11 protein-coding genes are annotated in these 15,412 nt (G+C 59.5%); 5 read left to right on the top strand and 6 right to left on the bottom strand.

Annotated features, from left to right (window positions below; genetic code table 11):
* Positions 1-87 precede the first annotated feature (87 nt).
* Entirely contained in the window at positions 88-783 is a 696-nt protein-coding gene (locus ACZRJ6_RS21670) for a pirin family protein (RefSeq protein ID WP_463970024.1), read from the top strand.
* 158 nt (positions 784-941) lie between these two features.
* Entirely contained in the window at positions 942-1,721 is a 780-nt protein-coding gene (locus tag ACZRJ6_RS21665) for a TSUP family transporter (protein ID WP_149414213.1), read from the top strand.
* Here the strand turns inward: ACZRJ6_RS21665 and nudC are convergent.
* The 4 genes from nudC to ACZRJ6_RS21645 all read right to left on the bottom strand — a co-directional run bounded on the left by nudC (position 1,689) and on the right by ACZRJ6_RS21645 (position 5,439).
* Positions 1,689-2,522, bottom strand: coding sequence for an NAD(+) diphosphatase (nudC, locus tag ACZRJ6_RS21660; protein WP_463970023.1), 834 nt, complete (start codon positions 2,520-2,522; stop codon positions 1,689-1,691). The two genes, ACZRJ6_RS21665 and nudC, sit on opposite strands and share 33 nt — an antisense overlap.
* A gap of 6 nt (positions 2,523-2,528) precedes the next feature.
* On the bottom strand, positions 2,529-3,341 hold the full coding sequence (locus ACZRJ6_RS21655) for a crotonase/enoyl-CoA hydratase family protein (RefSeq protein WP_463970022.1): 813 nt from the start codon (positions 3,339-3,341) through the stop codon (positions 2,529-2,531).
* Between the two features lie 93 nt (positions 3,342-3,434).
* Entirely contained in the window at positions 3,435-4,733 is a 1,299-nt protein-coding gene (locus ACZRJ6_RS21650) for an ATP-binding protein (protein ID WP_463970021.1), read from the bottom strand.
* 4 nt (positions 4,734-4,737) lie between these two features.
* Positions 4,738-5,439 (bottom strand): response regulator, encoded by a 702-nt coding sequence (locus tag ACZRJ6_RS21645; protein WP_463970020.1) that lies wholly within the window; start codon positions 5,437-5,439, stop codon positions 4,738-4,740.
* 256 nt (positions 5,440-5,695) lie between these two features.
* On the opposite strand from ACZRJ6_RS21645, the gene ACZRJ6_RS21640 reads away from it, so the two are divergent.
* From ACZRJ6_RS21640 to ACZRJ6_RS21630, 3 genes are all read left to right on the top strand, one after another.
* Positions 5,696-6,865 carry an efflux RND transporter periplasmic adaptor subunit gene (locus ACZRJ6_RS21640; RefSeq protein WP_463970019.1) on the top strand — a complete coding sequence of 390 codons (1,170 nt, stop codon included), beginning with the start codon at positions 5,696-5,698 and terminating at the stop codon, positions 6,863-6,865.
* Between the two features lie 19 nt (positions 6,866-6,884).
* On the top strand, positions 6,885-9,983 hold the full coding sequence (locus ACZRJ6_RS21635; protein ID WP_463970018.1) for a multidrug efflux RND transporter permease subunit: 3,099 nt from the start codon (positions 6,885-6,887) through the stop codon (positions 9,981-9,983).
* A 97-nt stretch (positions 9,984-10,080) separates the two neighbouring features.
* Positions 10,081-10,722, top strand: coding sequence for a DUF1345 domain-containing protein (locus ACZRJ6_RS21630; protein WP_463970017.1), 642 nt, complete (start codon positions 10,081-10,083; stop codon positions 10,720-10,722).
* 97 nt (positions 10,723-10,819) lie between these two features.
* On the opposite strand, the gene ACZRJ6_RS21625 is transcribed toward ACZRJ6_RS21630, so the two are convergent.
* Both ACZRJ6_RS21625 and ACZRJ6_RS21620 read right to left on the bottom strand, forming a co-directional pair.
* Positions 10,820-13,093 (bottom strand): autotransporter outer membrane beta-barrel domain-containing protein, encoded by a 2,274-nt coding sequence (locus tag ACZRJ6_RS21625; protein ID WP_463970016.1) that lies wholly within the window; start codon positions 13,091-13,093, stop codon positions 10,820-10,822.
* Positions 13,094-13,308: 215 nt separating this feature from the next.
* Complete coding sequence (locus ACZRJ6_RS21620) at positions 13,309-15,327, bottom strand: hypothetical protein (protein ID WP_463970015.1); 2,019 nt, start codon at positions 15,325-15,327, stop codon at positions 13,309-13,311.
* Positions 15,328-15,412: the final 85 nt, after the last annotated feature.

The raw sequence follows: 15,412 nt of genomic DNA, 5'->3' as shown, positions 1-15,412 counted from the left end.
GAAATAACCGATCGAATTCAGGCACTTTTTACGCTTTTTATCGATTGTGAGTAGGTGGATGATTGCCGGTATCAACAGGAGACGATCATGCTTGAACTTCGACCTTTCAGCTCCCTGGGCGGCGCCAACCACGGTTGGCTCGATGCCCATCACCACTTTTCGTTCGCCGAGTACCATGACCCCGAGCGTATGCACTGGGGCAACCTGCGGGTGTGGAACGACGACATCATTGCCCCTGGCACCGGCTTCCCAAAACACCCGCACCGGGACATGGAAATCATCACCTACGTGCGTGAAGGCGCCATCAGCCACGAAGACAACCTGGGTAACCGCGGCCGCACCGAAGCCGGCGACGTGCAGGTAATGAGTGCCGGCACCGGCATCGCCCACAGCGAATACAACCAGGAAGCCACGCCCACCAAGATATTCCAGATCTGGATCATCCCCAATGAGGCTGGTTCCCCGCCGTCCTGGGGTGCCAAGCCGTTTCCAAAGGGAAATCGCGAAGGATTTGTGACCTTGGCCAGCGGCAAGGCCGGCGACAGTGAAAGCCTGCGTATTCGTGCCGACGCTCGCCTGGTGGCGGCCAACCTGAAAGCCGGGGAAAGTGCCGAGTACCGGCTGGACAGCGGGCGCCGGGCGTATTTGGTGCCGGCTAGCGGGGTGATTGAAGTCAATGGCTTGCGTGCACACGCTCGGGACGGTATCGCGGTTGAGGACGAGCAGGTGCTGCGGGTGACGGCGGTGGAGGACAGCGAGATTGTGTTGGTGGATCTGGCCTGATCGCCCCCTAGAACGCTATCAGCAACCTTAAGAGCGGTGTAAATACCCATGCATATCACGGGCAAGCCCGGAACAGTCGCCGCAGGAATAGGTTATAGGTAAGATATCGGCCTTTCGCGCAGCACTTTTCTGCGCCTCGCCGAAAATAAGTCGCCTCCATGCCTTTCGAACTCAGCGTTGACCTCACCACCCTGGCCATTTTGGTCGTTGTTGCTTTTGTCGCCGGTTTTATCGATGCCATTGCCGGGGGTGGCGGCCTGTTAACCACCCCCGCACTGCTCACTGCAGGCATGCCACCCCATATGGTGCTGGGCACCAACAAGTTGAGTTCGACCTTCGGCTCGGCCACCGCCAGCTTCACCTTCTACCGCCGCAAGCTATTTCATCCACGCCAGTGGGTACACGCCATCGTCGGCACTTTGATCGGCGCCTTGGTTGGGGCCGTCGTTGCCCACTACCTGCCGGCCGAATGGCTGAACAAGATGTTGCCGGTGATCGTCTTCGGCTGCGGCGTGTACCTGTTGTTCGGCGGCACACCCAAGGCGCCGCTGGACGCTGATGCGCCGATCAAGAAGAAATGGCAGTCGACCCAGGGCTTTGGCCTGGGGTTCTACGATGGTGTGGCCGGGCCGGGTACGGGCGCATTCTGGACCGTCAGCACCCTGCTGATGTATCCCGTTGATCTGGTGAAGGCCAGCGGCGTGGCCCGCAGCATGAATTTCGTCAGTAACGCGGCGGCCTTGTCGGTGTTTATCTTCAACGGCTCGGTGGACTGGGTTGTCGGCTTGAGCATGGGCTTTTCGGTGATGGTGGGCGCGTTCTTTGGCGCCCGCAGTGCCATCAGCGGCGGCGCCAAATTCATTCGCCCGGTGTTTATCACCGTGGTCCTGGGCCTTACCGTGCGCCTAGCCTGGCAGCACTGGTTCAGCGTGGCCTAAACGCTGGGCCAGGTAGAGGTCAATCAGGTAACGGGCAATCGAGCGGGATGCTGGCAACGGTGGCAGTTCGCGGATATTGAACCATTGCGCGTCCTCGATCTCATCGGCCTGAGGCACGATATCGCCACCCGCGTATTCGGCGTGAAACCCCAGCATCATCGAGTGCGGGAACGGCCAACACTGGCTGCCCACGTACTGGATATTCTTTACCTCTACCTGCACCTCTTCGCGCACTTCGCGGATCAAGCAGTCTTCGGCGGATTCCCCAGGCTCGGCGAACCCGGCCAGGGTGCTGTAGACGCCCGTGACGAAGCGCGGCGAACGGGCCAGTAGGATCTCGTCACCACGGGTCACCAATACGATCATGCTCGGCGAAATACGCGGGTAACTGCGCAGGTCGCAAGCCTGGCAATACATCGCCCGCTCACGTGGAACCTGGGCCATAGCCTGGCCGCAACTGCCGCAGAAGCGATGTTCACGGGCCCAGGTGCCGATTTGCGCGGCATAACCCAGGACTTTGTACAGGGTGTGATCGCCTTGCAGCATGAAGGCCCGCAAGCCCTGCCAACTGCAGCCCTGCACGTCGCTGGGGCTGTTGAGTTCCAGCAGGTACACAGGTTCGCCGTTCAGATGACCGATGCCGTGTTCGGCAAACACTGACAAGTCCTGGCGTTTGAGCCATTCCCTGGGGAACAGCGGCCCGTTGTCATCGCGCAGAAAGCCCTCGCGACTACGGGCTACGGCCCAGCCGCCAGGCGTGTCATTGTCCAGCAACGTTGTGGTAATCCAGCCTGGGGTCATGTTCAGTCAATCCACGAATTCGGGTTTCTGCTTGCTCATATGGGCCGCGATGGCCACGCGCAGGTCGTTCGATTGCAGCATAGCTGCGTTCCAGGTGGCAACGTATTCCAGGCCGTCATTGATGGTGTGATCACGCATATAGCTGATCATCGCCTTGGTGCCGGTCACGGCAATCGGCGATTTGGCGGCGATTTCCCGAGCAATGTCCATCACCCCGGCCAGCAGGCTCTGTTGATCGCTGTAGGTGCGATTGACCAGGCCAATACTGCGCGCTTCTTCGGCGCCGAAGGTGCGGCCGGTGTAGGCCAGTTCACGAAGCATGCCGTCGCCGATAATCCGAGGCAGACGTTGCAGGGTGCCGACGTCGGCGGCCATGCCGATGTCGATTTCCTTGATGGAAAATTGCGCATCGTCGGCGGCGTAGCGCATATCGCAGGCGCTGATCAGATCGATGGCACCGCCAATACAGTAGCCCTGAATCGCTGCCAGTACCGGCTTGCGGCAGTTGTCGACAGCGTTGAACGAGGCTTGCAGTTGCAGGATCTTGCGCCGCAGCAGGCGCGCGTTGCGGCCGACGTCCTTGCCAAACTCATTGGCCACCGAGGCCAGCATCATCAGGTCGATACCGGAGGAAAAATGCTTGCCCGCACCGCTGAGCACCACCACGCGCACGGCGTCGGTGTCTTCGACCCATTGGAAAATGTCGATGATTTCGGTCCAGAACGCCGCGTTCATGGCGTTGATCTTCTCCGGACGGTTGATCTGCACATGGGCGATGTTGTCGTTGAGTTCGACAACAAAGGCTTGGTATTCGGACATGGCAGTGATCCTTGACTGGCGGCTGAGATAAGGGCCGAACTATAACAAGGCTGTGTGATGGGGGGTAAGGCTGTGCATCGGCCAAAAGCGGGACTACACAGTGGGTAACCACAACCTGAACCGCGCTCCGCCCAACGGCGATGCCTGGGCCTGCAACGTCCCACCCTGCGCTTCCAGTGCCCGCCTGCTGATTGCCAGCCCCAGCCCAAAACCACCGGTTGCACGGTCACGGCTTCGATCCAACCGGTAAAACGGTTCGAAAATTCGTTCGCGTTGATCTTCGGGAATACCTATGCCGTCGTCATCCACCCAGATTTCACAGCCCTTGGGACACACCTTGACCCCCACCTGAATTCGCTGATCGCAATAGCGCATGGCATTACGCAGCAGGTTTTGCAGGGCGCGGGCGGTGAGGCGCGGGTCGAGGGTGAAGCGTTCCACAGCGCAATCGAGCGCCACATCAATGACGATCTCGGGGTTTTCCAGTTCATCGTCGACGCTGCCCAGGATGCTGTCGATAAACTCGTCGAGCACCACCTCCACCTGCTCCGGCAGTTGTGCCGGGTTTTGCAGGCGGCTGTAGGAAAGCAATTCCAGCACCAGTTCATCCAGTTCACGGATGTGTGCCACCAGGCCCTGCAAACGCTCGCGGTTGGGGGCCGGCAAGTCATCGGAGAGCGCCAGGGCCAGGCCGAAGTCCAGGCGGGTGAGCGGTGTGCGCAGTTCGTGGGAGACCGCATTGAGCAAGTCACGCTGCTGGTTGAGCAGGTGTTCGATGTCGCTGGCCATGGTATCGAACACGGCAGCCAGGCTGCCGATATTGGAACTGGGGGGGATCTGCGTGCGTTCACCGAGGTTGCCCTTGCCCAGTTGCGCCGCCGTCGTTTTCAGCCGCTCCAGGTCTCGCCAGTGCGGACGCAGCCAGAACAGCAGGCAGGCCAGCAATGCTGCGCCGATCAATACGTTCATGGTCCAGTACAACAGGTTCATGTCCAGCGGGTCCGGCGGGATGGTCAGTTTGACCGCCAACTGCTGGTTGAGCGGCGAGCTGATCTGCTCCATCCAGCCCCACTCCCCCAGGCGGATGACCGGTTTGCCTTGCTCCAGTAACTGTTCTTCGGCCGGGGTATAGCTGGCGTCCTGGCGGTGCAGCAACTGCACTTTCAACGGCGCGAAATCGCGCCCCAGCTGTTCGGTGACATCGGACCAGTGCTCTACCGACACGGCGTGGTACTGCCTGACGATGAGGCTTTGCAAGCCCCGGGACTGCTCGATGTTGTAGCTCATGTAGCGGGCGTGGAAGACCTCGATGATGCCTTTTGGAATCAAGTAGATCGCCGCACTATAGGTGATGATGGTCAGCAGGTAGAGGCGGATCAGAACCCGGAGCATGGTGTCAGCATTCCCACTCGGAGCGGCTGAACAGATAGCCCTTGCCCCATACGGTTTTGATCTTGCGCGCTTCGCCGGCATGGTCGTCGAACTTGCGCCGCAGCTTGGAGATCGCCACGTCCACCGAGCGGTCGGTACCGTTGAACTCGATGCCCCGCAGGCGTTGCAGGATCTGGTCGCGACTGAGTACTTCACCGGCGTGACGGGCCAGGACTACCAGCAGGTTGTATTCGCCGCTGGACAACTCCACGGCCTGATCGCGCCAGATGACCGAACGCTCGGACAGGTCGATGCACAGGTTGCCCATCAGGATCTGGTCATTGGCAACCTGGGGCTCAGTGAGGCTGCTGCGGCGCAGCAGGGTGCGCACGCGGGCCAGCAACACCCGCGGCTCGCAGGGTTTGGTCACGTAGTCGTCGGCGCCCATTTCCAGGCCCAGGACCTGGTCGTGGCTGTCGTCGCGAGCGGTGAGCATCAGAATCGGCAAGCTCGCCGAGTCGGCCCGCAACAGGCGGCAGACTTGCAGGCCATCCAGGCCCGGCAGCATCAGGTCGAGGATCACCAGGTCCGGCGGATTGAGCCTGGCGCGCTCACGCACGTGGTCACCACGGCTGATGACGCTGACGTGATAGCCATTGCGTTCCAGGTAACTGGCAATTAGCTCGGAGAGTGCAGCGTCATCTTCGACCAGGAGGATGTTGGGCATTGAAGGTGTTTCCAGAGATTACGGTTTCTGTAGGCGCTGGCTTGCCTGCGATAGCATCACCGCGGTTTTTCAGATATACCGAGTCGCCTGCATCGCGGGCAAGCCCGGCTCCCCTGGTTTGCTAGCCGTGAAGGATATACGCCCGCGCGCATCACGTGCATTGCACCTTACATTTCTTCACACACCACCTACACAGCTTCACAGCACTGTGGCGGAGGCGCCCGTAGGATGCGCCAGTCAATATTGGGATATAAGCATGTCGAAGAATCTGTTTGCGCCTTTTTGCCTGTTAGCACTGACACTGGCCTTGAGTGCTTGTGACAAGTCCGCAAGCAGCACCCCGGAAATGCCGCTGGCCAAGGTACGGATCGAAACCCTTGCAGCCAAGCCCCTGTCCATCACCAGCGAGCTGAGTGGTCGGATTGCCGCACCGCGCATTGCCGAAGTGCGCGCACGGGTCGCCGGCGTGGTGCTACAGCGGGTGTTCAAGGAAGGCCATGACGTCAAACAGGGCGACGTGTTGTTCCGCATTGATCCGGCGCCATTCAAGGCCGATCTGGACAGCGCCCAGGCCAGCCTGCGCAAGGCCGAGGCCAACGCATTCCAGGCGCGCCTGCAAGAGCAGCGTTACAGCCAACTGGTGGAAGGCAATGCCATCAGCGGCCAGGAATACGACAACGCTCGCGCTGCCGCCCGGCAAACCGCCGCCGATGTAGCCGCCAATCAGGCCGCGGTGCAGCGGGCCAAGTTGAACCTGGGTTACGCCACGGTTACCGCGCCGATTTCCGGACGCATTGGCCGCGCATTGGTGACCGAAGGCGCGCTGGTGGGCCAGAACGAAGCCACGCCGATGGCTGTGATCCAGCAACTGGACCCGATCCACGCCGACCTCACCCAATCCACCCGTGAACTCAATGACCTGCGCCGCGCCTTCCGCGCCGGGCACTTGAAGCAGATCGGCCAGGACCAGGTCAAGGCCACACTGATCGAGGATGACGGCAGCCTTTACCCGCTGCCGGGCAAGCTGCTGTTCGCGGAGATTTCCGTCGACCCAGGCACCGGCCAGATCATCCTGCGCAGCGAATTCCCCAACCCTGACCTGGACCTGTTGCCCGGCAGTTTCATACGTGTACGCCTGGAACAAGCCGTAGACCAGCAAGGCATCAGCGTGCCGCAACGGGCCATCACCCGCGACAGTGCCGGCATCGCCATGGTGTTGCTGCTGGACGCCGAGCAAAACGTCAGCCTGCAGCCGGTGGAACTGGGCTCAGTGATCAATGATCGCTGGATTGTCAGCAGCGGCCTCAAGCCCGGTGACCGCATCGTCGTTGAAGGCTTGCAACACGCCAAACCCGGCGAGAAAGTCCAGGTCGACGACAGCCCCGAGCCACTTGCCCGCGCTTCTGGCCAGGCTTTTGCCCAGTAAAGATTAGGGATAACAAACAATGCCACAGTTCTTTATTGATCGCCCGATCTTCGCCTGGGTGGTCGCGCTGTTTATCCTGCTGGCCGGCGCCCTCGCCATCCCGCAGTTGCCGGTGGCCCAGTACCCCAACGTCGCGCCACCGCAAGTCGAAATCTACGCGGTGTACCCAGGCGCGTCCGCCCAGACCCTGGATGAAAGCGTGGTCAGCCTGATCGAGCAGGAGCTTAACGGCGCTGATCACTTGCTGTATTTCGAATCCCAGAGCAGCCTGGGCACTGCCACCATCACCGCTACCTTCCAGCCGGGCACCGACCCGGAAATGGCCCAGGTGGATGTGCAAAACCGGCTCAAGGCCGTAGAGCCTCGCCTGCCGCAGGCGGTCACCCAGCAAGGCTTGCAGGTGGAGAAAGTCTCCGCCGGTTTCCTGTTGCTGGTGACCCTGACCTCCAGCGACGGCAAGCTTGATGACGTGGCGCTCAGCGATTACCTCGCACGCAACGTAATGAACGAACTCAAGCGCCTGGACGGCGTCGGCAAGGCCCAGTTATATGGCGCCGAGCGTGCCATGCGCATCTGGATCGACCCGCAGAAGCTGATCGGCTTCAACCTGACGCCTGCTGATGTCAACGCTGCGATTACCGCGCAAAACGCCCAGGTATCGGCGGGCAGCATCGGCGATTTGCCAGGCCCTGCAACCCAGGAAATTACCGCATCGATCCTGGTCAAGGGCCAGTTGTCGACGCCTGCCGAATTTGCCGACATTGTCCTCAAGGCCAATCCGGACGGCTCCACCGTGCGCATCGGCGATGTAGCGCGGGTCGAAATCGGCAGCCAGGAATATCAGTTCTCCACGCGCCTGAACGGCAAGCCCTCCACCGCCGTCAGCGTGCAGTTGTCGCCAGGGGCCAATGCCCTGAGCACCGCGACCCTGGTGCGGGCGAAGATGGATGAGCTGTCGCGCTACTTCCCGGCCAATGTGGAATACAAGATTCCCTACGACACCTCGCCATTTGTCAAAGTGTCCATCACCAAGGTGGTCTACACCTTGGGCGAAGCGATGTTGCTGGTGTTTGCGGTGATGTTCCTGTTCCTGCAAAACATCCGCTACACCCTGATCCCGACGCTGGTGGTGCCAATTGCGCTGATGGGCACCTTCGCCACCATGTTGTTGCTGGGCTTCTCGATCAACGTCCTGACCATGTTTGGCATGGTGCTGGCCATCGGCATCCTGGTGGACGATGCCATTGTGGTGGTGGAGAACGTCGAGCGGATCATGGTCACCGAAGGCCTGTCACCCAAGGAGGCGACGCGCAAGGCCATGGGCCAGATTACCGGCGCGATTGTCGGTATCACCCTGGTGCTGGTGGCGGTGTTCCTGCCAATGGCGTTCATGCCAGGCTCCGTGGGCGTCATTTACCAGCAGTTCTCGCTGTCCATGGCCACCTCTATCCTGTTCTCGGCGTTTCTGGCCCTGACCTTGACCCCGGCTCTGTGCGCCACCTTGCTCAAGCCGATTGCCAAGGGCGACCACCATGCCAAGGGCGGCTTCTTCGGCTGGTTCAATAAGCGTTTTGAACAACTGACCGACCGCTATGAAGGTTGGGTGGCCTATGCCGTCAAGCGCACAGGGCGTTATCTGTTGATTTACCTGGTGCTGCTGGTGGGTCTGGGACTGTTGTTCAGTCGCCTGCCCTCCTCCTTCCTCCCGGTGGAAGACCAGGGCTACACCATCACCGATATCCAGTTGCCGCCGGGTGCCAGCAAGAACCGCACGGTGCAGGTGGCCGAGCAGATCGAGGCGCACAACGCCAATGAGCCGGGTGTCGGCGACACGACGATGATCATGGGCTTCAGCTTCTCCGGCTCCGGGCAGAACGCGGCGCTGGCGTTTACCACGTTGAAGGACTGGTCTGAGCGCAGCAGCGACGATTCCGCCGCCGCTATTGCCGACCGCGCGACCATGGCCTTTACCGAGCTCAAGGATGCGATTGCCTATTCGATCCTGCCGCCGCCGGTGGATGGCCTGGGCACCTCAAGTGGTTTTGAGTTCCGTTTGCAGGACCGTGGCGGTGTCGGCCATGCCGCACTGATGGAGGCGCGTACCGAGTTGCTGGCCGCCGCAGAGAAAAGCCCGATCCTGGCCAATGTGCGCGAAAGCGCCCTGGCCGAAGCGCCTCAGGTACAACTGGAAGTAGACCGCAAGCAGGCCAATGCGCTGGGGGTTTCCTTTGCCGATGTGGGCAATATCCTGTCTTCGGCCATCGGTTCGGCCTATATCAACGACTTCCCCAACCAGGGCCGCATGCAGCGGGTGGTGGTGCAAGCCGAAGGCGATCAGCGCAGCCAGGTGGCTGACTTGATGAAGATCCATGTGCGCAACAACGCCGGGAAGATGGTGCCGCTGTCGGCCTTCGTCGAGGCCCGCTGGATTCAGGGGCCGGCGCAGTTGACCCGTTACAACGGCTACCCGGCCATTGCCATTTCCGGCGAAGCGTCGCCTGGGCACAGTACCGGCGAGGCCATGGAGGAAATCCAGCGGTTGGTGAGCCAATTACCGGCCGGCCTGGGCCAGGAATGGACTGGGTTGTCGTTGCAGGAACGGTTGTCCAGTTCCCAGGCACCACTGTTGCTGGGCCTGTCGTTGCTGATTGTGTTCCTGTGCCTAGCAGCGCTGTATGAAAGCTGGTCGATTCCGACTTCGGTGCTGCTGGTGGTGCCGTTGGGTGTGCTCGGTGCCGTGTTGGCGGTGAGCTTGCGCGAGATGCCCAATGACGTGTTCTTCAAGGTCGGGCTTATCACCATCATCGGTCTGTCGGCGAAAAACGCGATTCTGATCATCGAGTTCGCCAAGGACCTGTACGACCAGGGCGAAGACCTGATCGACGCCACCCTCAAGGCCGCGCGTCTGCGTCTGCGGCCGATCATCATGACGTCCCTGGCGTTCATCCTCGGCGTGGTGCCATTGGCCATCGCCACCGGCGCCAGTTCGGCAAGCCAGCAGGCGATTGGTACGGGTGTGATTGGCGGGATGATCACGGCGACGCTGGCGGTGGTGTTTGTGCCGGTGTTCTTTGTGGTGGTGATGAGGTTGGTGCGCAAGCGCAGCGACAAGCCATAAGCTTCAAGCCGCAAGAAATCGCCAGCCCCCTTACAGCTTGAAGCTTGAAGCTGGCTCTCCTGCTATGGTGCTCATAAATCCCGAATTTGTGAGCACCATGCCCTTCCTCGCCCGCACCCACCCTCGCCTTTCCTCCGCCGCCGTCCTGGGCCTGGCGGTTGGCATCCTGGCTCCCACAGATTCAATCCTCAGCAAAATCCTTATGGGCTGGAACGCCGGCGTCTGGACTTATCTGGTGCTGATGCTGTGGCTAACGATCCGTGCCAAGGCCGAGGATGTGAAGCGCATTGCCGAGGTCGAGGATGAAAACGCCGGGCTGGTGCTGTTCATGGTCTGCATTGCGGCCATCGCGAGCCTGGCGACCATCGCCTTCGGGCTGGCGGGCAGCAAGGACCTGGACACCACTGCACGCCTGCTGCATTACGGTTTTACCGGTCTAACGGTGATCGGGTCGTGGTTGCTGATCGGCGTGATCTTCAGCGTTCACTACGCACGGCTGTATTACACCTGTGAGGGCAAGGAACCGGCGTTGCGTTTTGCCGAAGGCCCGATAAACCCCAATTACTGGGACTTTCTGTATTTCTCTTTCACTATCGGCGTGGCGGTGCAGACTTCCGACGTTGGCGTGGCCACCCGCAGTATGCGCAAGGTGGTGTTAGGGCAATCGTTGATCGGGTTTCTGTTCAATACGGCGATCCTGGGCTTCTCGATCAATATCGCGGCGGGGTTGTTCAGTTGAGGCTGCTCGGTTCTACTGGCCTGAGTGTGCTGGTGTAAGCCAACTCACACCCACAAAAAAGGAAGCCGAAGCTTCCTTTTTTATTTAGCTGAGTATTTTAGAAGTCGTAACGAATACCGACGTTGACACCCCACGGCTGGTCGATGGCCTTGCCTTTGCTGTGCTCGAAGTCGGCATGCAGCTTGAGGTTTTTCGACATTGATACCGCCATACCCGCAGCCAGCTCAACCCGCGAACCCGAGAGGTCGTTGTTGAAGCTCTGGCCGTTGATGAACACCTTGTTGCTCTGGTCGAACTCATGGGCCAACGCGGTACGCAGATACGGCTGCAACACACTGCCGCTGTCCAACTGGATATTCTTGCCCGCCGTCACACCCACCTTGCCAATCACTGAACTTGAGCGATCGCCTTTGGCGTGCAGACCGTTGTCCAGGTCATAGCTCTGGGCCTGAGTGATTACCGTCGCCAACTGCGCATAGGGCTCAACGAAGAAATCATCGGCCAGCTTGATGTGGCGACCGAACTCTGCAGAAGCACCCACGGCGTTTTGCGCGTAGTTGCCCTTGGCTTTCTTGCCATCGCTCATGGTCACGTTGTTGTCAGTGTGCAAGCGGTTGAGCTTGACCACACCGTCGAAGTACAGGCCACTTTCGGCATCAATCCAGGTGGCATATGTACCGACGTAGTAGCTCTTGACCTCGCCGCTACTGCCACGGGTCAGGCTCAGGTCAGAGGTACTGTGACCGGCCATCACACCGGCCAGCCATTGGCCGTCACCGCCGGACAATGGAGCATCGGCACCGATGGTGAAGCCCTTCTGGGTTTGCGAGTAGCCCGCGCCATTCTTGTTGGCCGCCACGTCATATTTGTTGCCGTAGCTGCGCATCCACAGGCCGTTGCTCTTGCCGTCGCTGAAGCGCAACTCGCCCATGCGGGTACGCAAGTTGGTCATTTCTCCGTACAACACGGTGGGTGCGGTGTTAAACAAGGCTAGTACCGAGTGGGCGCTGGTGCTGGTGCCCTTGCGGGTCGGGTCGAGGAACCAGTCGGTGCCTTCCTGTTTCAGCCCATAGGCAAAGGCACCCACGTCAACGGTGCCGCCGACCAGGGAGAACTTGCCAGCGCCACCTTCGGTGTGAACCACGTGAACAGGTTGGGCGTTGGACAACTCCGAGCCGGTGGCGGCCAGCAGTAGGCTGTGGCGGCCTTCGGCCTGGCCTTCGACGTTGAGGAAGTCGGTTTGGCCGTTGGAGAAGTCGGTGTGCATGATGTAAGTGCCTTCACCGGACAGGCTTTTGACGTCCAGTTGATAAAACTCATCCGCCCCGCCGAAGTGCACGGTACCGCCGCCCATTTTCAGGTCGCCTACTTCACTGTTGCCTACCAGCACCCAATGAGAAGCCTCGTTGACGCTCAGCTCCGCAACATTCTTCAGTTGCCCGGTCAGCCAGGAGCCGTTGTTGAGCTGCAGCTTGGCGGTACTGCCCTCTTCAACCACAACGTCGCCCACCAGCGAGCTGTTGTCGACGTTCATATTGGCAGTGGAACCACCGATGACTTCCAGAATATTGCCGTTGCCGCCGGTCAGGGTCGAACCATTGTGTACCTGAATGTTCGCCTCAGTGCTTCCATAGGCGTCACCTTCAACCAGCAGAGCGGCGCCGTTACGACCTTCAACACTGGTGCGGTCCAGCACCAGGGTGCTGGTATTCAGATCCTCACTTTCATAACTCAGGCGTACGCCATTTTCGCCGCCTATGATATGGCTGTTGATTACGTTGGCTTCGGCGCCCCACAGCAATATGCCAACACCATCCTCGTCGGTACCGATAACCTGCGAGTCGGTGAAGTTGAGCTGGCTGAACGCTGTGGCAAACGCCCCTCGGGTAGATCCTTTGATGATGCTGTCGAAGACATTGACAGTAGAGCCATCATTGGTGAGGAAGTTACGCGCAGCAGAAATGCCTATGCCGTTGGTGTGAGTGATCGTACTACCATGAATATCAGCTTGACTGCCTTGCAGGTTGATAGCAGATGCAGCCGAGCTTCTCGCCACGACTGTCGTGCCGTTCAGAGTGACTTGCGAACCCCGCGCGGCATGAATGTCCTGCGCGGTGGTGCCCGTATTAAGGGTCAGTTTGCCAGCCGTGACCTTGGACTGCCTCAGCGTGGCGCCGTTGGAGGTCAAGTGAGCGTTCTCTCCGATGACCCAGTCGTCCTCCCTATGGCCTTGGTCGATGGTGCGTTCCATGCCTGGATGGAGCTCGGAGCGAGCCTCCACCAGTGGCGTAGTCAACATCAGGAAACTGACTACAGGCACCTGAAGCGCGATTGCCAGCGGATGTTTTTTAAAAAGTGCGTTGATACTCATTGCATGCATACCCGTACATAGACTTCCCAAAGGAACGAATTGACCGGCACCCAGCGAGATGGGACCAGGCCTCGACGGGCCGAAGATTAGGGACGGAGGGAGAATGGGTATGTAGGACTTATCTGCACGTAATGACTGAACGAATGGACGAAAGAGGTAGGGCTGATAAAAAAGAGGAGCTTTACGCTCCTCTTTTCCTTTGCACATAGCGTTTTTTACGTCGGCCAAGGCGAGCCATCGCAATAGGCAGGACCCGCTACGACACCACGAACCAATAGAACGGCCTCGCCCGAGACGACAGGAGAAGGACCAATGATTGGTACGGTATAGGTGATGTGCACAGAGCCCCTACTATGGTTAGCCAGATTGATGGGCTTGATGTAGGTCGCATAAGGCCCGACGGACACCGTGAAGCCGATTTGCGCCTCCTGGAACGAAATAGGGCCATAAGGAAACGTCCCGGTGGCCCCCGCAATTGGCATCGCACCGGCATCATCGCTGCAGCCGGTCCAGTTCACCGTGACGATCATGCCCTGCGTCAGCAAAGGATGGGGCGGCACAAACACACGGGCGTTTCTCGCCGGCACTAGTAACGCCCCGCAACGTATTTCCCCAGGTAATGGTGGTGGTCCGGGTACGGCGGGCAAGGCTCCTGTGACGCTGGGCGCCAGGAAGGCAGTCACGTTGGCATTAACGTTGATATCCTGGGGCGGCGATGAGGTTCGGTTGTGGGTGGAGGCGACCGCAATTTCGTAACGCAGCGGAATCAACCCGTTGGAGTGCCGCTGGATATAGGGCCACGGTACCGTCATGGCGACCGTGTCACCCGGCATCGCGGTGGTAGGGTCCACAGGTTTTCTATCGACCTGTTCGTTCATGTAGTACAGAACGATATCGAATGCGCGGGCTGACGGAAGTGGTGTAGCACTCCACAACGTCACCTCGACATCCGCATCCAGCCCATTATCGTCATCATCAAGCTCATTTACCTTGCCTGAACCTCGCCCTGTCAGGACGGGTAACAGCAGGGTGATATTGATCGGGTCGGGATCATGGGGGTTTGTCGGGCCACCCACCTCTAACTCCAGTTCGATATTGGTGGCTCTCGGTACCCAGTTAAGCACCTCGTGGCGGTTCACTGCGTACTCCACTGCCAGGTTGAGCTTACCGGTGCTGGTCCCGTACAACGCTAAAAGCGTTGGGAAATCCACATGAAAATTATAGGGCAGTTGAGAGCCACCCAAAGGGTAAGGGCCCAGTTCACGTATGCCATGAGTGGTGGTCAGGCGGACATGAAACTGATCTATTGCACGGTCCTCATCATAGTCAGGGATGATCACAAACATCCCGGAGGACACCGCGGTGTCTGCACGATCGATCAGCCGGTCGCCAATGCCAGTCAGTGACACGGCATCCCTGACGCCCGCCGGAGCAAGCGTTGGGGCTGGGTTGAGCGCGACAGATATTGGCAACTCGAACGAGCGCTCACTGATATTGCCCGCGACATCAACCAGGCGGTACTGCAGTTTTTTTGACCCGTCCGACACCTCGGCCAGCGCTCTGCTATAGCGCACGACCCTATCGGGAAACGCCGGGCCTTCTGCAACAGGGACGTCGGACTCGCCGTCAAATAGACGCCACCTGTCACCTGGGTCTGCACCCTCTGCCGCATAATCAGGGATTCCAAACGGAACACCACCGGCAGCGTCGTGGGAAGCCATGAACACCTCTGTGAGGCTCCCCGGCCAACCCGCTGGCAGCGTTAACATACGCGGGCCATCGGGAATGCTGTCGTAAGGTGCCGTACGGTCGACAACCAGCGGCACCTGGGGTGAGCCTGACTCATTCCCCCCTAGCCCGCCCGAGGTGATTTTGTAACTGAAATGGTGGTTCCCCTCTGTCAGCAACCTTAGCGGGACTCTTGTTGCATAGGAGGCTGGAATAATGCCAGGGAAAAAAACCGCCTCGCTAAGGATGAGGCCGCTCTGAAAATCCCCGATATCGTCAAGGTACGTGTCCAGAACATCTGGCCTACCTGGATTGGTGGGTGTCGGAACCCAGCTAGAGGTAGGAATATTCACCTCCAAAAAAAGAGCGTCTGCCTTATCGCGGAAAATCAGGCCCGGATAGTTGACGTCATCCACCAGACCATCGATAACAGGATCATCTAAAGTGATAGGCACCGCCTGTATGTCCGCGCCTGACTTTATCTTGGTACGATTGATGTTTTTCATCGATTATTCACTCGCTATTGTTAAGTAGTTCGCCTTACCGATTAATGCACACACGCGCACGCCCCTAGCCAATACGCACTTCGCC

The sequence above is a fragment of the Pseudomonas sp. C321 genome, from assembly GCF_055407105.1.
This window is presented reverse-complemented; position numbering and strand designations above follow the sequence as displayed.

What these genes read in the sequence shown, in the direction of transcription:
- ACZRJ6_RS21670 (WP_463970024.1), top strand. Translation starts at nt 88, where the DNA reads ATGCTTGAACTTCGACCTTTCAGCTCCCTGGGCGGCGCCAACCACGGT.
- ACZRJ6_RS21665 (WP_149414213.1), top strand. Translation starts at nt 942, where the DNA reads ATGCCTTTCGAACTCAGCGTTGACCTCACCACCCTGGCCATTTTGGTC.
- nudC (WP_463970023.1), bottom strand. Translation starts at nt 2,522, where the DNA reads ATGACCCCAGGCTGGATTACCACAACGTTGCTGGACAATGACACGCCT.
- ACZRJ6_RS21655 (WP_463970022.1), bottom strand. Translation starts at nt 3,341, where the DNA reads ATGTCCGAATACCAAGCCTTTGTTGTCGAACTCAACGACAACATCGCC.
- ACZRJ6_RS21650 (WP_463970021.1), bottom strand. Translation starts at nt 4,733, where the DNA reads ATGCTCCGGGTTCTGATCCGCCTCTACCTGCTGACCATCATCACCTAT.
- ACZRJ6_RS21645 (WP_463970020.1), bottom strand. Translation starts at nt 5,439, where the DNA reads ATGCCCAACATCCTCCTGGTCGAAGATGACGCTGCACTCTCCGAGCTA.
- ACZRJ6_RS21640 (WP_463970019.1), top strand. Translation starts at nt 5,696, where the DNA reads ATGTCGAAGAATCTGTTTGCGCCTTTTTGCCTGTTAGCACTGACACTG.
- ACZRJ6_RS21635 (WP_463970018.1), top strand. Translation starts at nt 6,885, where the DNA reads ATGCCACAGTTCTTTATTGATCGCCCGATCTTCGCCTGGGTGGTCGCG.
- ACZRJ6_RS21630 (WP_463970017.1), top strand. Translation starts at nt 10,081, where the DNA reads ATGCCCTTCCTCGCCCGCACCCACCCTCGCCTTTCCTCCGCCGCCGTC.
- ACZRJ6_RS21625 (WP_463970016.1), bottom strand. Translation starts at nt 13,093, where the DNA reads ATGAGTATCAACGCACTTTTTAAAAAACATCCGCTGGCAATCGCGCTT.
- ACZRJ6_RS21620 (WP_463970015.1), bottom strand. Translation starts at nt 15,327, where the DNA reads ATGAAAAACATCAATCGTACCAAGATAAAGTCAGGCGCGGACATACAG.